Source organism: Veillonellaceae bacterium, assembly GCA_012523975.1.
Taxonomy (GTDB): domain Bacteria; phylum Bacillota; class Negativicutes; order JAAYSF01; family JAAYSF01; genus JAAYSF01.
In genome coordinates this window covers 1-17,106 of record JAAYSF010000079.1, presented here as the reverse complement: position 1 = coordinate 17,106, position 17,106 = coordinate 1, and the positions used below count along the sequence as shown (strand labels likewise).

The 17,106-nt window shown below is 40.4% G+C and carries 13 protein-coding genes and 2 other annotated features; of the genes, 10 read left to right on the top strand and 3 right to left on the bottom strand.

Going from position 1 to position 17,106, the window contains the following annotated elements; translation table 11 throughout:
- Positions 1–8 precede the first annotated feature (8 nt).
- The 8 genes from GX348_11025 (at position 9) to GX348_10990 (ending at position 11,438) form a co-directional block, all read left to right on the top strand.
- Positions 9–98, top strand: coding sequence for a YqzL family protein (locus GX348_11025; protein NLP42693.1), 90 nt, complete (start codon positions 9–11; stop codon positions 96–98).
- Between the two features lie 2 nt (positions 99–100).
- Positions 101–311, top strand: a binding site (T-box leader).
- A gap of 44 nt (positions 312–355) precedes the next feature.
- Positions 356–1,378, top strand: coding sequence for a phenylalanine--tRNA ligase subunit alpha (gene pheS / locus GX348_11020; protein NLP42692.1), 1,023 nt, complete (start codon positions 356–358; stop codon positions 1,376–1,378).
- 30 nt (positions 1,379–1,408) lie between these two features.
- Positions 1,409–3,838 carry a phenylalanine--tRNA ligase subunit beta gene (locus GX348_11015; protein ID NLP42691.1) on the top strand — a complete coding sequence of 810 codons (2,430 nt, stop codon included), beginning with the start codon at positions 1,409–1,411 and terminating at the stop codon, positions 3,836–3,838.
- 165 nt (positions 3,839–4,003) lie between these two features.
- Positions 4,004–5,404, top strand: a complete 1,401-nt coding sequence (locus tag GX348_11010) for an amino acid permease (GenBank protein ID NLP42690.1) — start codon at positions 4,004–4,006, stop codon at positions 5,402–5,404.
- Positions 5,405–5,518: 114 nt separating this feature from the next.
- Positions 5,519–5,773: a cell division protein ZapA gene (zapA, locus tag GX348_11005; GenBank protein ID NLP42689.1), complete on the top strand. Its 255-nt coding sequence runs from the start codon at positions 5,519–5,521 to the stop codon at positions 5,771–5,773.
- A gap of 41 nt (positions 5,774–5,814) precedes the next feature.
- Positions 5,815–6,486 (top strand): DUF421 domain-containing protein, encoded by a 672-nt coding sequence (locus GX348_11000; protein NLP42688.1) that lies wholly within the window; start codon positions 5,815–5,817, stop codon positions 6,484–6,486.
- Positions 6,487–6,567: 81 nt separating this feature from the next.
- Complete coding sequence (locus GX348_10995) at positions 6,568–9,066, top strand: peptidase U32 (protein NLP42687.1); 2,499 nt, start codon at positions 6,568–6,570, stop codon at positions 9,064–9,066.
- Positions 9,067–9,077: 11 nt separating this feature from the next.
- Entirely contained in the window at positions 9,078–11,438 is a 2,361-nt protein-coding gene (locus GX348_10990) for an endonuclease MutS2 (GenBank protein NLP42686.1), read from the top strand.
- Between the two features lie 52 nt (positions 11,439–11,490).
- On the opposite strand, the gene GX348_10985 is transcribed toward GX348_10990, so the two are convergent.
- Positions 11,491–12,066, bottom strand: a complete 576-nt coding sequence (locus GX348_10985) for a hypothetical protein (GenBank protein NLP42685.1) — start codon at positions 12,064–12,066, stop codon at positions 11,491–11,493.
- A 12-nt stretch (positions 12,067–12,078) separates the two neighbouring features.
- Entirely contained in the window at positions 12,079–12,399 is a 321-nt protein-coding gene (locus GX348_10980; protein ID NLP42684.1) for a YbaB/EbfC family nucleoid-associated protein, read from the bottom strand.
- 155 nt (positions 12,400–12,554) lie between these two features.
- Here GX348_10980 and GX348_10975 point away from each other — a divergent pair, with 155 nt between their 5' ends.
- Positions 12,555–12,911, top strand: coding sequence for a hypothetical protein (locus GX348_10975; GenBank protein NLP42683.1), 357 nt, complete (start codon positions 12,555–12,557; stop codon positions 12,909–12,911).
- A 511-nt stretch (positions 12,912–13,422) separates the two neighbouring features.
- On the opposite strand, the gene GX348_10970 is transcribed toward GX348_10975, so the two are convergent.
- Positions 13,423–15,561, bottom strand: coding sequence for a penicillin-binding protein 1A (locus GX348_10970; protein ID NLP42682.1), 2,139 nt, complete (start codon positions 15,559–15,561; stop codon positions 13,423–13,425).
- 427 nt (positions 15,562–15,988) lie between these two features.
- Here GX348_10970 and yunB point away from each other — a divergent pair, with 427 nt between their 5' ends.
- Positions 15,989–16,693: a sporulation protein YunB gene (yunB, locus tag GX348_10965; GenBank protein ID NLP42681.1), complete on the top strand. Its 705-nt coding sequence runs from the start codon at positions 15,989–15,991 to the stop codon at positions 16,691–16,693.
- A 329-nt stretch (positions 16,694–17,022) separates the two neighbouring features.
- Positions 17,023–17,100 (top strand) — a sequence feature (possible 16S ribosomal RNA but 16S or 23S rRNA prediction is too short).
- The last annotated feature ends 6 nt before the right edge of the window (positions 17,101–17,106 follow it).

The window sequence follows — 17,106 nt, the reverse complement described above, 5'->3', positions numbered from 1 at the left end:
CTGGTCAAATGCTGACCGCAGATTTTTTTTGGAGAATCTTCACGGCTACCGGTTCTGTAGTTGCATATTTAGTTTACAAGCGGTTGATGTTACAATAGTGGTAAATGTCATGACGGAGAGAGTATGTTAGGAAGGGTTTTACAGGGAGGATGCGCCAAGACTGAGAGCCGTCTAAAAACACCTGACAGAAGTTCGCTCCCGAGCATCTGAGCTGAAGAGAAATCTTCTTGTGTAGGCCAGACGTTTTCTGCGTTAAAGAAACTAGAGTACTTATTAGGGTGGTACCGCGGAAGTAAACTTTCGCCCCTTTCGGGGCGAAAGTTTTTTTATTTCACAAGCAAAGTGGGGGGTATATATGGAAGAACAATTAAAATCAACGAAACAAGCTGCTCTGAAAGAATTGGAACAGATATCAGAAATTGATCAACTTGCTGAAATTAGGGTTAAATATCTTGGCAAGAAAGGTCTTATTACAAGTGCCCTACGGGGATTAGGCCAATTAAGCGCTAATGAGCGTCCGCGGATAGGTCAATTAGTTAACGATGTTAGAACCGAATTGGAAGACCGCATAAACGCTAAGCGTGACGAATTAAAAGAGCTTGAGCTAGCTCACAGACTTGCGTCGGAAAAGATTGACGTTACTTTGCCTGGCCGGAAACCGTTATTAGGACACAAACATCCTTTAACACTAACGATGGATCGAATCAAAAATACATTCATGACTATGGGGTTTGAGGTTAAAGAGGGGCCGGAAGTAGAAACCGATTATTATAATTTTGAGGCTTTGAATCTTCCGCAAGATCATCCCGCGCGCGATATGCAGGATTCTTTTTATATAACGGACTCAATATTATTAAGAACGCATACTTCTCCTGTACAAGCTCGGACGATGCAAGCATCAGAGCCAAACAAACCGGTTAGAATGATTGCGCCCGGAAAGGTTTATCGGCGCGATTATGATGCTACGCACTCCCCGATGTTTCATCAGGTAGAAGGGCTTGTAGTCGATAAAAGCATTAGGTTTTCGGATTTAAAGGGAACGTTAGAGTTATTTATTCACGATATATTCGGCAGCAAGGTTGGAGTGCGTTTTAGACCAAGTTTCTTCCCGTTCACTGAGCCCAGTGCAGAAGTAGATATTTCTTGCGTAATATGTGGCGGCCGTGGGTGTAGAGTATGCTCGTCTACAGGCTGGCTGGAGATATTAGGTTCGGGAATGGTTCATCCGAGGGTACTTGAAATGAGCAACTTTGACCCTAACCAAGTAAGCGGCTTTGCTTTCGGCATGGGGGTTGAGCGGATTGCTATGCTTACCTATGGTATCGATGATCTCCGTTTATTTTACGAAAATGATATGCGCTTCTTACGCCAGTTTTAAGGTTATCTAAAGTTCAGAGGGGGATGAAATATGCTCGCGTCGATAAAATGGCTTAAAGATTATGTTGATTTTAAAGAAACACCGGCTGAATTAGCTGAGATGCTTACAATGGCTGGCGTATCTGTTGAGACTATTGAAGATCTAGGGAAAGATATCAATAATGTAGTAACCGGTAAAATCACTTCGATTACACAACATCCAAATGCGGACAAACTTTCGGTATGTGCTGTCGATGTTGGTAAAGAAGTTGTTACTATTGTAACTGGTGCTAAGAATATAAAAGAGAACGACATTATACCGGTTGCTTTAGTCGGAGCATCACTGCCAAATGATGTTAAAATTACGGCAAGTGATTTGCGCGGCATTACCTCGTTTGGCATGATGTGTTCGGCTGTTGAACTTGGTATTGACAGCAAGCTGATTTCTCAAGATGCAAGAGGTGGTATCTATATACTGCCTGAAGATACGGAACTTGGTTTAGACATTAAAGAAGTGCTCGGACTTAATGATATAGTATTTGAATTCGAATTGACTGCCAACCGGGCAGACTGTTTCAGTATGCTTGGTTTGGCTAGAGAAATTGCCGTATTAACTGGCGGCATCTTAAAGAAGCCAATGGTTAATGTTCGAGAGGCTGATGAGACAAAAGCAAGCAGCTTGGCTACTGTTAGTATTGACGATACATCACTTTGCCCAAGATTTGCCTGTAGGATTCTAAGAGATATTAAAGTTGGCCCATCACCTGCCTGGATGCAGCATCGCCTGCAAGCAGCCGGGATGCGTCCAATTAACAATATTGTCGATGTTACGAATTTTGTAATGCTCGAGATGGGACTGCCAATGCATGCCTATGACTATGATCTGTTAGCCAAACATAGCATTGTTGTCAGAAAAGCTATGCCAGGGGAGCGTCTGACTACTTTAGATGGTCAGAAACGTGAACTCTCGCCTGAGATGCTGGTTATCGCTGATGCGGTTCAGGCAGTCGGTATTGCCGGTATTATGGGCGGATTAGCTACTGAAGTAACTAATCGTACGCAAACAGTGCTGCTTGAATGTGCTGTATTTAATGGCGCTAGTATAAGAAGAACTTCACGGGCGCTTGGCCTGAGATCAGAGGCTTCCGGCCGGTTTGAACGAGGCGTAGATGCTGCTAATATAATTAGAGCATTAGACCGTGCGGCTAAACTTTTAGAGGATATGGGCGCTTGTAAAGTGTGCGAAGGCGTAATAGATAACTATCCGAATGTATTACTTCCTAAACAAGTTCAATTTACAGCTGATCAAATTAATAACCATTTAGGAACGTCAGTTGAGCAAAAAGTAATAGTTGACATATTGAAACGGTTAGAATTTCAAATCGAAGCAGATCAAGAAAAACTGTTAGTTACCGTACCAACTTGGCGTGGTGATGTAAGTGGGACCGCCGACATTGCTGAGGAAATTGCCCGCATTTATGGTTACAATAACATTCCATCAACTACGCCTTTTGGAGATATGAGTCGCGGCAGCCAGGATTATACCCAGTCAATTATCAGCACTGTCAAAAATATAATGCTAGGTGCAGGTTTTGACGAAATTATATCATATAGTTTTTCTCACCCGCAGGTGTTTGATAAATTGAATATCCCTGAACAAAGTCCGCTGCGTAATGCTATCACTGTATTAAATCCGATAACGGATGAGTTTCCAATTCTTAGGACCACATTAACCGCTGGACTGCTGCAAACTATTGTTTATAATCTATCACGCAAAAATGAAGATATGAAGATTTATGAGGTGGGCGCAGTATATTGGCCAAAAGAACTACCGCTGGAAGCATTGCCAAACGAGCATCTTAAGCTTTGCGGTGCGCTTGTGGGCAGCAAAAATCAACTATCCTGGAATTTATCCCGAGAAAGTGTTGATTTCTATGATGCCAAAGGTGATGTGGAAGTAATTCTGAATGGATTAGGAATAGAGAATTATGAAGTTTGCCTAGGTCAGCACTATTCACTTCATCCAGGGAAAACAGCTCAATTTTTTCAAAACGAAGAGCTTATTGCAATAGTCGGCGAGGTTCATCCAAAAGTTTTAGATGCTTTTGGTATTAACCGCAAGGTCTATTTATTTGAAATAGACATGGAGACTATCGCTAAAAAAGCTAATCTTGTTAATGCCTATAGTCAGTTACCTAAGTTTCCGGCTATTAATCGTGACTTAGCAGTAATTTTGCCAGTCGAAGTTTCTGCAAGTGAGGTAGAGGCGGCAATTATAAATGCTGCGGGACCATTAATGAGATCGCTTACTTTATTTGATCTTTATACGGGTGAACAGGTGCCGGCTGGAGCTAAAAGTATGGCGTATTCGCTCACCTTCCAGGCTCAAGATAGGACATTGACAGATGCTGAAGTGGATGAATACCACAAAAGGATAATTGTTTGCCTGAAAGAGAAATTTGCGGCTAAACTCCGAAAATAGTCTATAATTGTCCATCGCAAACATACAAAACCCTCTTTACGGATCGTAATGCCTGTGTTACACTGTTAACCAGGGGAACGATCTGTTTCTTAGAGACCGACCCTTGGGGCTCGGTCTTATTTTTTGTATCGTCCCCTACATTTTGCAAAAAGAAGGTGGGGGTATATGGATATTTTTCGAACTAAGAGTATTGAAATGCTTAAAGCTGGCGCTGAGAGAGTTGCACTTAAGAAAACGTTGGGTGCTACTGACCTAGTGTTGCTAGGCATCGGATGTATTGTCGGCACCGGTATTTTTGTTTTAACTGGTGTAGCAGCTGCGAAATATGCAGGACCTGGTATTATGCTATCTTTTATACTTTCTGGATTAGCTTGTACATTTGCGGCCTTGGCGTATGCTGAATTGGCGTCCATTGTTCCTATTTCAGGTAGTGCATATACTTATACGTACGCCGCGTTGGGTGAGTTCTTTGCTTGGATTGTCGGGTGGAATCTTGTTCTGGAGTACTCTGTCGGTTCAAGTGCTGTTGCGGCCGGTTGGTCGGGCTATGTCGTCGGATTATTAAAATCAGGTGGTATTGAACTATCTACGGCATATACTGCTGTGCCAGCGGACGGTGGCATTGTTAATTTACCGGCAATGTTTATCGCGCTATTCATAACTTGGCTTCTTGTGCTAGGAACCAAAGAAAGCGCTAATTTAAACAGAATACTTGTTTTTATTAAGCTTGCCGCTGTATTCATCTTTTTGGCTCTTGCCGGCCCTAAAGTAAATGTTGCTAACTGGTCACCACTAATGCCGTTTGGCTTCTCGGGTGTAGCTGCAGGCGCTGCAATCGTATTTTTTGCCTATATCGGTTTTGACGCTGTTGCTACAGCCGCTGAAGAATGTAAAAACCCGAATCGAGATCTTCCGATTGGTATCGTAGGTTCGCTTCTTGTATGTACCGTTCTGTACATTGCTGTTGCCGCTGTTCTTACAGGCGTGGTTCCGTATCATCAGCTTAATAATGCAGAACCTGTAGCTTTTGCCTTGAGACATATTGGTTATAATATAGGTTCAGCATTGGTTGGTACCGGAGCGATTTGCGGTATTACAACAGTTCTGTTGGTTTTAATGTATGGTCAGACGCGTGTATTCTTTGCTATGTCTCGTGATGGCCTTATTCCTGCTAGTATTTGCAAAATCCATCCTAAGTATGGTACTCCTCACGTCATTACGATTGTGGCAGGTATTGCGGTTGCATTAATTGCTGGCTTCTTGCCAATAGGCCTCATTGCTGAACTAACTAACATCGGCACGCTATTCGCCTTCTGCGTAGCGGCTGTCGGGGTTGCTGTAATGCGTATAACTAAACCGGATGTTGAACGTCCGTTTAGATGTCCTGCTGTTTGGGCAGTAGCACCTTTAGCTGTATTGTTCTGTGGATATTTAATGTATAATCTGCCGTTAGATACTTGGATGCGCTTTGGCATTTGGTCAGTACTCGGCGTTGTAGTATACTTTGTATACAGCTACCGCAACAGCGCGCTTAACAAGACTGAGGAAGCAAGTAAAGGGGCGTAAGCTAAAAAGCAGTTTATGCATTAGCATAAGCTGTTTTTTAATTTAATAATAATGCAGGATTTGCAATTAAGAGGTCGAAATTAATACTAATCATTAGATATATTGGGTGAAAATATGGCTGATAAGCAGTGTAAAGTAACAGTTGAAGTATATGGCGAATCATATGCGCTTAAAGGAGATCTTGAAGCTGAACGTGTTAAAATGATTGCAGCGTTAGTTGACGCAAAAATGAAAGAGATAGCAAAGAATAATGCTTTTCTCTCCCCTACGAAGATAGCTGTATTGGCCGCGTTAAACCTTGCGGACGATTACCTGCGTTTAGAGAATGATTTTAATCAAATCGTACAAATGGTCAAAGAAGTTAAATAAAAAATACTCCCCCAACCAATAATATAGTTAAAGGGGGATGTGTGGTGGATATTGCTGAGCTCGGACAAGTTTTGTTACATATGATTATCCTGCTTGGTGTAGCTCTTGTTGTCGTTCGTTTAATGGGTAATCGGACAGTTGGGCAATTTTCGCCTTTCGATTTTGTTTTAATGGTAGGAATAGGCGATATAATCGTCACTGCATCAATGGATAGATCTCAGACAATAATTGCGGGGATAGAAGGATTATTAGCTTTGCTTGTTTTGCAACAACTAATTTCCTATTTAGCGCTCAAAAGCACAACTTTAAGAAAGTGGTTTGAAGGAACTCCTGTTACTTTAATTAAAGATGGTCAGATTATTCGCGAGAACTTTGCTAAAACAAGTTTTAACTACGATGATTTGCGACAAGAACTGCATCGCCAGGGTATGGATATGACTAATTTAAAGGATATTAAGTTGGCGCGTTTGGAAAGTTGTGGTTCTTTTTCACTAATTCGCAAGACTGAAAAAGAGCCGCTTACGAAGGAAGACTTTGCCAACTACTTTAGTAATCTGATGGATAATCCGTTAAGTCCGATGGGGGAAAAGCTAGCTAAGTTAGAGCAATTAATGGCTGATGTTCATGTTTTATCAGAATATGTGAAACAGCAAACTATTAATAAGTCCCCGAACAAAGAGCAAGAAATCAATACGAGTAAAGATTTGCACTAGAGGAAGGGGGATTCCCTTCTTCTTTTAATTGTGAGGGAGTCTTTGGGGCAGAGGCTCGTGGATAACGAAGGAGATGTTGCAATGGTAGAACTATTAGCTCCGGTAGGAAATAAAGAAGCCTTAATTGCGGCCGTTGAAGCTGGTGCAGACGCCGTTTATCTGGCAGGTAAATCTTTTGGCGCGCGAGCCTATGCATCTAATTTTGCTGATGAGGAATTAGCTGACGCTGTTCGGTTTTCTCATCTGCGAAATGTTCTGGTTTATGTTACCGTGAACACCTTAGTTGATGATAGTGAGTTACCAGAACTTGTAAGATACTTGAGGTATTTATACGAAATCAGTGTAGATGCAATTATAGTGCAGGACGTTGGTGTTGCAAAAGTTGCAAAAGAGGTTGTTCCTAGCCTGCCTATCCATGCAAGTACGCAGATGACCATTCATAATTTAGAGGGTGTAAAATTACTAACTGAGTTAGGATTTAAAAGAATTGTCTTAGCGCGGGAAGTATCCCTTTCTGATATTCAGACCATTTGCGAAAAAACAGATACGGAAATCGAAACATTTGTCCATGGGGCGCTATGCATTTCTTATTCTGGTCAGTGTCTGATGAGCAGCATGATTGGTGGAAGAAGCGGAAATAGAGGACGTTGTGCACAACCATGCCGTTTACCATATACACTAATAGATGATAACAATAATGAGGTACTAGCTGGATCAGACGTTGGTGAATATTTATTAAGCCCTAAGGACTTAAATACTTTGGGGTTAATACCAGAATTTATTCAGGCAGGGGTTAAATCTTTCAAAATTGAAGGTCGTATGAAACGTCCCGAATATGTTGCGGTTGTTGTTGATACATATCGCAGGGCAATAGATTCTTACTTAGCGAGTCCTGGGAACTATGAAATTGACCAACAAGATATAAAAGATTTAGCACAAATCTTTAACAGAGACTTTACGACGGCATATCTTAAAGGAAAACAGGGCCATCTTATGATGAGTGACCGCCGACCTAATAACCGCGGTGTGCGAATAGGCCGCGTTCTTCAGTATGATAGCCGAAAAAAAACAGTAACAATAAAGCTGGACGAACCCTTATCCCAAAATGATATATTGGACTTTTGGGTAAAGGTTGGCGGACGAGTAAGCGCTACTGTTTCTAAAATTATAGTTGACGGGCAGGAAACAACTTATGCTCCTGCTCGAAAAGAGGTAGTTTTACCGCTTTCCTCTCCAGTAAAAGCTAATGATCGAGTTTTTAAAGTTTTTGACGCTAAGTTAATGGATCGTGCACGCGGTTTTTTTGAGCATAATGAGAAGACGCGTATAGCTATAAATGCGGAAGTTAAAGTTTCTGCAGGGCGGCCAATGATAATTTCGCTAACTGATGCTGACGGATATAATAGTAAGGTGAGTACAGAGTTTATTGCTGAGCCTGCATTGAAACGACCATTGACTGTTGATACTATCACAAAGCAAATTGATCGGTTAGGTAATACTATGTTTAAGTTAGCTAACCTAACATGTGAGATAGAAGACCCAGTAATGGTACCTTTAAGTGAAATTAATGATGCCAGAAGAAGAGCGATTAAAGAACTGGAGGAAGCTCGTTTAGCTAAATTTAGACGTCCGTTACTGGAGAACGATGATTTAAATATAGGCTTTTACTCGCAAGTAAATACTTCTAAGGTAAAGAAGCCTGCTAAACCTTATTTAACTGTAAATGTCGATACTGTCGAAAAAGCGATTAGCTGTCTCGAAAATGGTGCTGACATTATAATGTTTGGCGGAGATTCTTATAATCATAAAGCTACTACAGATGATGATTATAAGCGAGTTGTAGCTTTAGCCCGTGAAAAAGAAAAGGAAGTTATTTTATCAACACCTCGCATAATTAAAGAATGGCAGAAAGATGCTGTTCGGCGTAATTTGGAACTTTTCAAAGAACTTGAGCCTGACGCAGTTAGTGTATTAAATATCGGCACGTTGGAGCTAACAAGGGACCTAAATTTAAAGTTGCATGGCGATTATTCTCTCAACATCTATAACAGTGCGGCAGTAGAGTTTTGCCAAGGGCTAGGATTTAATAGTATTACATTATCGCCAGAATTAACTTTGTCCCAAGTTGAACGCATAGTAGGGCGCAGTGAGCTTTTAACAGAATGCTTAGTCCACGGCTTTATGGAACTGATGGTAACCGAGTACTGTACAATGGGGAGCTATCTTGGCGGGTTGCACAAAGGGCAATGTAATCAAGCATGTCAGCGCGGTCAATATATGTTAAAAGACAGAAAGGGCATAAAATTCCCGTTGGTCACTGATCAGTATTGTCGTATGCATGTGCTTAACTCTAAAGAGCTTAGTATGATTCCTCATACGCCTAAGTTTGGCGAAATCGGAGTAAACAGAATCCGTATTGAAGGGAAGCAAGGTACAGTCGAATATATAGGTAAGGTGACTAAGCTTTATCGCGATATTTTGGATCAGGGTCAGAAACATCCTGTTTTTACTAATAGTGGTTTGCTTGAACGTTACGAGAATGATATAACTAGAGGTCACTATTTTAGAGGAGTTCTATAAGGGAGAATTAGATGGATTTATCAGTTTTACGTACGCTAGAGTATAATAAGGTGCAAGAAATGTTGGCTAGCAGGACTAGTTCAGCAATGGGCAAGGAATTGGCCTACCAGCTTATACCTGTAAGCGATTACTCCGAGGTTCAAACTAGAATTAAAGAGACTGAGGAGGCTAGGCGTATTCTTGACGAATACCCAAATATCCCTTTAGGTGGAATTCGTGATATTAGAGGGATAGTCAGACGGGCACAATTAGAGGCAATATTAGAGCCTGATGAATTATTAGCTATCGGAAGTACTCTTTATGCCGGAAGAAGGCTGAAGGTATTTTTTAAAGGGTTGCCTGCTGAAATAAGTCTATTATCAGCGTTAGTTGAACAGGTTACAGTATTACCTTATATTGAGAGTCTCATTGAAAACACTATCAGTGAACACGGTACTATCCGAGATGATGCAAGTACAGAATTAACTCGCCTAAGACGAGAGATTAGGAATTTGCAGCTAAGAGTAAAAGAGAAGTTAGACAGTATACTTCGATCCAGTGAATATCAAAAACTATTTCAAGATACTTTGGTAACTGTTCGCGGTGACCGTTACGTTATTCCTATAAAACAGGAATATCGGAGCAGCTTTCCGGGGATAGTTCATGATCAATCTGCAAGTGGAGCGACGGTGTTTATTGAGCCGCTTGCTATTGTTAATCTGAACAATGATATAAAGCAACTGATGTCTGCTGAAAAGTCAGAGGTAGAACGTATCCTGCGGATGATTAGCGGTAAAATATCCGAAATATCGGCAGCGCTATTGGTTAATTGCACTGTGTTGGCGAAAATAGATTTGCTTTGTGCCAAGGCTAGACTTAGCATTGATATGAAAGCTACAAAACCCATGATTAACTCCAATGGGGTTGTGGAATTGCGGCAGGCGCGGCATCCGCTTATTGATACTGAAGTTGTTGTGCCTATTGATATTTCCCTTGGTAAAAAATTTAATATTTTAATAATTACGGGTCCCAATACTGGCGGCAAGACTGTATCGTTAAAGACATTAGGGTTATTTTCTATGATGGTTCAAGCTGGTCTTTATATTCCTGCTGCCGTTGAGTCTCAAATGCCGATATTTAACAATATTTATGCTGATATTGGGGACGAACAAAGTATAGAACAGAGTTTGAGCACCTTTTCGGCGCATATGACAAATTTAGTAAAAATATTATCGCGAGTTTCTAATAATGACTTAGTACTAATTGATGAGATTGGTGCCGGTACTGATCCTCAAGAAGGCGCTGCCTTGGCTATGTCGATCCTTGAGCATTTACTGAAGCTCGATACCAGAGTAATGGTAACAACCCACTATAGTGAACTTAAAACATTTGCTTATTCTAGACATGGAATCGAGAATGCAAGCGTAGAATTTGATATACAAACATTGCGGCCTACTTATCGTCTGCTACTAGGTGTTCCTGGCGGAAGCAATGCTTTTGCAATAAGCCGTCGGCTGGGGCTTTCAGGGGATATAATTGAAAGGGCAAAAGCATTACTTAGTAAAGAACACACTGATCTAGAGACCTTGCTCAATGATCTTGAGGCGAAAAAACGTGCTTATAACCAAATGTATGATCAAGTAAGTCTTGAACGACAGCGACTTTTGTCCGATCAAGAAAGTCTACAGCTTGAAGTGCAAAATCTTCGCGAAAATAAGAATTCAGTTTTGGCCAAGGCGCGTGATGAGGCAGCTCTAATTTTGCGTAATGCAAGACGTGAGGCTGCAGATATTATCGATGAACTAAAAGCACAGTTCAATGTAAACCAGGCAAAAGAGCGCCAACAGGCAATAGACAAAGCTCGCCAGAGATTAAAAAGCAGCTTGAGCGATATAAGTGTTGAGGAGGATGTTGTAAGGCCGCCCAGCAAAGAATTGCTCAAACCTGGAACATCAGTGTATATTACTACACTAAGACAGAAAGGAACAGTTCTGACTGTAGGTGATGAAGAGGTTAATGTTCAGGTTGGAATTCTAAAAGCTACTGTTCCGTTAACTGCTTGTATAATTAGTGAAGAAAGCAAACAAGATAGGGCTAAAAGTTATAAACTAGCAACATCTAACAGTTATTCCTCAAGTGCTATTAGGGATATAGCTAGGCAAATAGACATTAGGGGAACAACAGTAGAAGAAGCAGAAACAATTCTGGATAAATTTTTAGATGATGCTGTTCTAAATGGTCTCACTCAGGTCATTGTAATTCATGGAAAAGGTACGGGTGCACTTCGCAAGGGAGTACGAACATATTTAAAACATCATCGAGCTGTCAGAGATATAAGTATAGGTGAAGTCAATGAGGGTGGCGATGGAGCAACTGTTGTTAAGCTTTTATAGTACGAAAAACGGGCTGTATACAAAACGTAATGTATACAGCCCGTTTTCGTTTTTAAAAATTAGTTTTCCAATTAAGATAACGTCCTAACCCTTTTCGATCTGTATCTTCAGTTTCTGTGACCTGGACCGAAGATTCAGTTGGGGTTATGACAGCCGCCGCTGGAGGAACTGGAGCCGAGGCAGTTACAGTAGCGGCTGTAGGATCATCTTGTTTCGTTTCTGGTTTTGAAGTGTTCTTTTCCGGCTTAGCCTGTTCTTGCTTGTCACTGGTATTTCCGCCCATACTGTTTATTAACCCCATAATTGCAGCAATATTAGACGGATTTAACTTAGATTTTAACTGTGGGTTGTTAAGTAGTGGTAAGAGAGACATAAGCATATCTGGGGAAGGGCCTCCAGAATGACCATCTCCCTTGGTTAGTTCGCCTAATAGCTTTTGCAATGGATTTCCGGCAGCCGTTGCTGTCACTTGTGCTGGTTGAGAGTGGTTTCTGTTCAAGATTGTAATTAGGCAAATTAGAGAAAGAACGTTTATAAGTGTATCGTAATTTTTCCCATCAGTAGTAAAAGTATCAATTGTTTGAGTAATTATCTGCATTAAAGACTTTTCGGGAATAGCTCCGGACATTGTGCCTCCTCCTTAAAATAGGCCAGGAATTTTGGGCAAGTTTAAATCGCCGGCCAATTTGCTCATAGCCACCTGATTGAGTTCGCGGGACTTTGTTAGTGCGTTATTTACTGTTGTTACTAGTAGGTCTTGCAGTAAAGCAGCATTTCCTGCAGATAAGTATTTGCTATTTAATTCGATAGATACAACTTCTTGTTGTCCATTCATTATTATTTTAATTACATCTCCAGTTGAAACTTCTACTCTTTCATCTTTTAGACGGCTTTGTACTTCTTCAACATTTTGTTGAATTTTTTTTACCATTTCCATCATATTTCCGACCTGCTCTAACAATTCGAATCCCTCCTAATTTCTCTATCTCGTATAATTTATGTAGTTTATTCATTCATTCCAAAATTGTGTGTGTCCAACCTAGAAACTGGACCATCATGGAACCTTAGATCATATATTAAAATAGAATAGATTAATCAAAGAACGGGGTGATTATTATGAGATTAAGGCGTAAGCATATTCGGAAGTTAAAACGTGTCAGCAATGAGAATGTGAATAGTACGTCTGAATTTTTAACTGAAACTAATGGGGAAGAGATTAAAATAGCTAAACCAGTAGTTAGTAGCAATATGGGGTTTATTAGAAAAATAGTTAACAATCCTAACTTTACTTTTCAAGTATTGGTCATCATACTTACATTGGCATCTGATAACGTTAGGATGGATAGAAGAATTGACACTATGACAACTAAAATTGAGGCTATTCGCGGGATAACTGATGTCTTGACAAATACCATGCAGTCAGTAAGGGCCGCTTCTGAGGCTCCAAAACATATTAGAAAGCTATTGCAGTAAAAATGTACTAATGGCTCAGTAACACTTCGATATTTTAATCCATATATTAAACTAGAAGGGCGGGCAGTACGCCCTAAAAGATACACTTAAGGGGGTAATGTTATGGTAAGAGGCTGTGGTGGATTTGGAGGAGGATCTTGGTGGATTATCATTATAATCATTATCCTGCTGTTCTTCTTTGCTGAAGAAGACACTACTTTATCATAATCATGGATACTTAAGGCATGGAGAGGCCGAAAACGTATTTCCTTAAGTAAGCTATAGGTGTAACCCTATGCTAGGTAGCTCCATATATTAAAGTAAAAAGAATATTGAGAAGAAAACAAAGAGAGGAGGATTAATTATGGCTCGTGGATTTGGCGGCTGTGGGTTCGGCAATGGTAGTGGAATCTGGATTATCATTATAATTATAATCCTACTGTTCTTCTTTGAAGACGATTCTCCGACTGGTTTATAGTAATGTATATGCAATAACAAAAAAAACACGCGTAAAAACGCGTGTTTTTTTAAATTATTTTTTGTTATCATCAGACTTTTCTGCTGTCTTCGGTAATTTAGCCTTTTCCGGTTTTGGCGGGGGCGGCAAAGCTTTGTCTTTGGAATCATTCAGCTCGGGTTTTACTTCCAAATCTTTATCTTTCTGTTTACTATCTTTCTCGTCTTTTTTCTTAGTCTGTGGTGATTTATTATCTGCCTTAGCGGGGTCATCGGTTTCTTTATCGGTTTCTTTATCAGTTTTTTCATCGAGCTTAGGAGGTTCTGGTATAATCAAGCCGGCGGGCTTAATAAAGTCTCTTACGGGGAGTTTGGAACATGCGTTAATCATAAAAGAACGCCAGATATCCGCTGGTATAGTTCCTCCGGTTATTCCATTTAAATATCCATCATTGTCATACCCAATCCAGACTGATGCCACGATATCGGGAGTAAAACCAACAAACCATGCATCTTTGTAATCATTAGTAGTACCTGTTTTACCTGCCGCTGGCCGGCCGATGTTGGCGGCAGTACCAGTACCTTTTGTGATAACACCGCGCATCATGTCAAGTAATATATATGCACTTCGTTCGCTAATTACAGCTTTTTCCCTAGTTGTACGCTGCTCAAGAACTTTACCATTGCGATCAAGTATTTTAATGATTGCAATCGGTTCAGCTTTTACGCCCTGGTTGGCTATAACGCCAAAGGCGCTAGCTATTTCTAGTGGTGTTACACCCCGAGTTAAGCCACCTAAAGAAGAGGCAAGATTTCTATCGTTGATAGAACCTTGAAGGACTAGGGTTGAAATTCCGAGCTGCTGCGCATAGTAAAGCGGTTTGTCAACGCCTACTTGCTGGGCTAATTTTACTGCCGGAACATTAAGTGAACGCTCTACTGCCGTTCTGAGTGTAACGTTGCCATTAAACTTGCCGTTATAGTTCTGTGGTGACCAGTCGCCGAATGTAACAGGAGTATCACTAATTATTGAAGCAGAATCTAACCCGCTTTCTATTGCTGCTAGAAAGACAAACGGTTTAAATGCAGAACCTGGCTGGCGCTCAGCCATAACAGCGCGATTAAATTCATCGTCGCCGCGGCCTCCAACCATAGCCTTTATATGGCCATTATGAGGATCTATTGCCACTAAAGCCCCTTGTGGCTGTTTTATACCATTACTATCTTTCCTTGCTGCCGGTAGTTTGCTCATAGCTTGCTCTGCCGCAATTTGCATATCGTAGTCAAGCGTAGTATAAATTTTTAAGCCATCTTTGTAGACTGAATCGGCCCCATACTTTTCCATTACTTGCTGTGTGACGTAGTCTACAAAGTAAGACGCAGTTGATGAGTTACCTCCTGAGCCAGAACGTGCTGCTAATTTTAGTTTTGTATTTTTTGCCTTATTTGCAGTTGTTTGGTCAATATATTCATATTTAACCATTTGATCAAGGACTGTATGCTGGCGTTCGGTTGCTGCCTTCAAGTTGTTAAAAGGCGAGAAATAATTAGGACTTTTTGGTATGCCAGCTAGCATTGCGCTTTCGGCAAGAGTCAAATCTTCAACGTTCTTTCCGAAGTATACATGGGCAGCAGCTTGAACTCCATATGCGCCTTGGCCGAAATATATTTGGTTCAGATAGAGTTCTAAAATTTCATTCTTTGTATATTGGCGTTCAATTTGTATAGCTAAAAAAGCTTCTTGGATTTTTCGCTTTAGTGTACGTTCTTGTGACAGTAAAGCGTTCTTTGCCAACTGCTGTGTAATTGTGCTACCACCCTCAGAAACGCCACGATTAGCTAGATTAGACCAAGCCGCACGCAGGATTCCTCGCGGATCAATACCGGCATGTTGATAGAAACGAACGTCCTCAACCGCAACAAAAGCATGCTGCAAATTCTTTGGCACTTTGCTTATCGGTACCGGAATACGGTTTTCAACTGATTTGGTTGTAGCGATTAACTTGCCATTAATATCATAAATCTGCGAAGCAGCAGCTGGACGAATATCGCCTTTTAAGCTAGGGAGGGTACTAAAACTAGCTGCTATGAAACCAAGTCCGGCGCCAGTTACAAGGACAATAATTACGGTAAGCAAAATAAGAGTAATATTAAAGCGAGACTTCTTCGAAGAGCGACTGCCTTTTCTTCGAGCGCCGCTGTTATCATTCTGCATGGTCATCCTCCTACTATGAATCATATAAAGGTTATTATATCATAAAAAGTCGATAGTGTTATTGATTATAGAATCCTTTAGAATTTTAGCGACATTATATAATCGGCTAAAATTGTAAATATTTGCTTTTGAATTTACTTTGGAGGTACTGTATGTACTTCTGGATCAGCAGTTAAAATTAATTAAACGCGATATAGCGGAAATCCTGCCCCCAAAGCGAACTAATTGAAAAAATCAACGCTTTGTCAATTCAAAAATGGTAAGCGAAGGCTTGCCGAAAATTGTCTTCTCAGCATAAAATAAGAGTTGCTACCAAAAGGTCGCAATTTTTTTTATTCACAAATAATCAACGTGGGCCATATAATGAATGAGCCTAAAACTTTAAGTCTACTCAGTGAGCAATCTGCAATCTGGGGAGGAAGTATTGATGAGATTTGCGGTGCGTAAAAAGCGAAAAATACCAACGATGACTTTGGCATTGATATTGATTATATCGTTATTTGTATATAGCTTCTGGGTGATGGAGACTAATTTAAAGCCAACGCTTCTAGCTATTGCTGAGGCAAAGGCTACATTAATTGCGACAGAGGCTATAAATAATGTAATTAATGACTATGTAAGCCGCAGTATTGATCCACAGACTCTAGTGATTGTGAAAGTTGACAGTCGGGGCAGAGTTGTATTAATTCAGCCTAATACAATGGAGTTTAATAAACTAGCAGCTGATACAACTATTAAAGTCCAAGAGGTATTAAAACAGATTGGTCATGAAAAAATCAGTATTCCGATTGGTCAAGTTTTAGGCAGTCAACTTTTAGCCAGTATGGGGCCCAAAATTACTGTAACAATCATTCCAATCGGAACAGTACAGGTTAAAGTAGTAGATAATTTTGAACAAGCCGGTATTAACCAAACGCGGCATATGGTTTACTTAGTAACGACTACCCAAATAAGAATTGTGGTTCCACTTGTAAGTAAAAGTGTAATGGTTAATACCCAAGTGCCAATTGCTGAGTATGTAGTTGTTGGCGAGGTGCCAAGTACGTATGTTCAGTTTCCTTTCCCATTAGCCAATGAATTTGCAGGAAATGGGCATGAGAATAATCAACAGCCAAATTCTAATCAACATTGATAGAGATTCGTAACAGTTGTTCAATACGATAATATTGACACAAGAAGTTTATTTGTGGTAATATTCTTCACGTTATAGACATAAAACAACACAAAGTTAAGAAGTCTGTTGACAATTACTTTTATATGTGTTAACATATAAAAGTCGTCAGTTCAACAAATCACACATATTCTTGATTGTTGCTTGGTTATTGAAGTATATAACGATGATGCTCCTTGAAAACTGAACAATGTAAGGTTAAACAATATGCCAGATGTGCGGTGCTTTTCGAAGCACAACTAATAAATTCTTTATTGATTATAAGAGCCATCAAGGCTCCAATAATATAACTTTATTGGAGAGTTTGATCCTGGCTCAGGACGAACGCTGGCGGCGTGCTTAACACATGCAAGTCGAACGGACCGGAGTCTGAC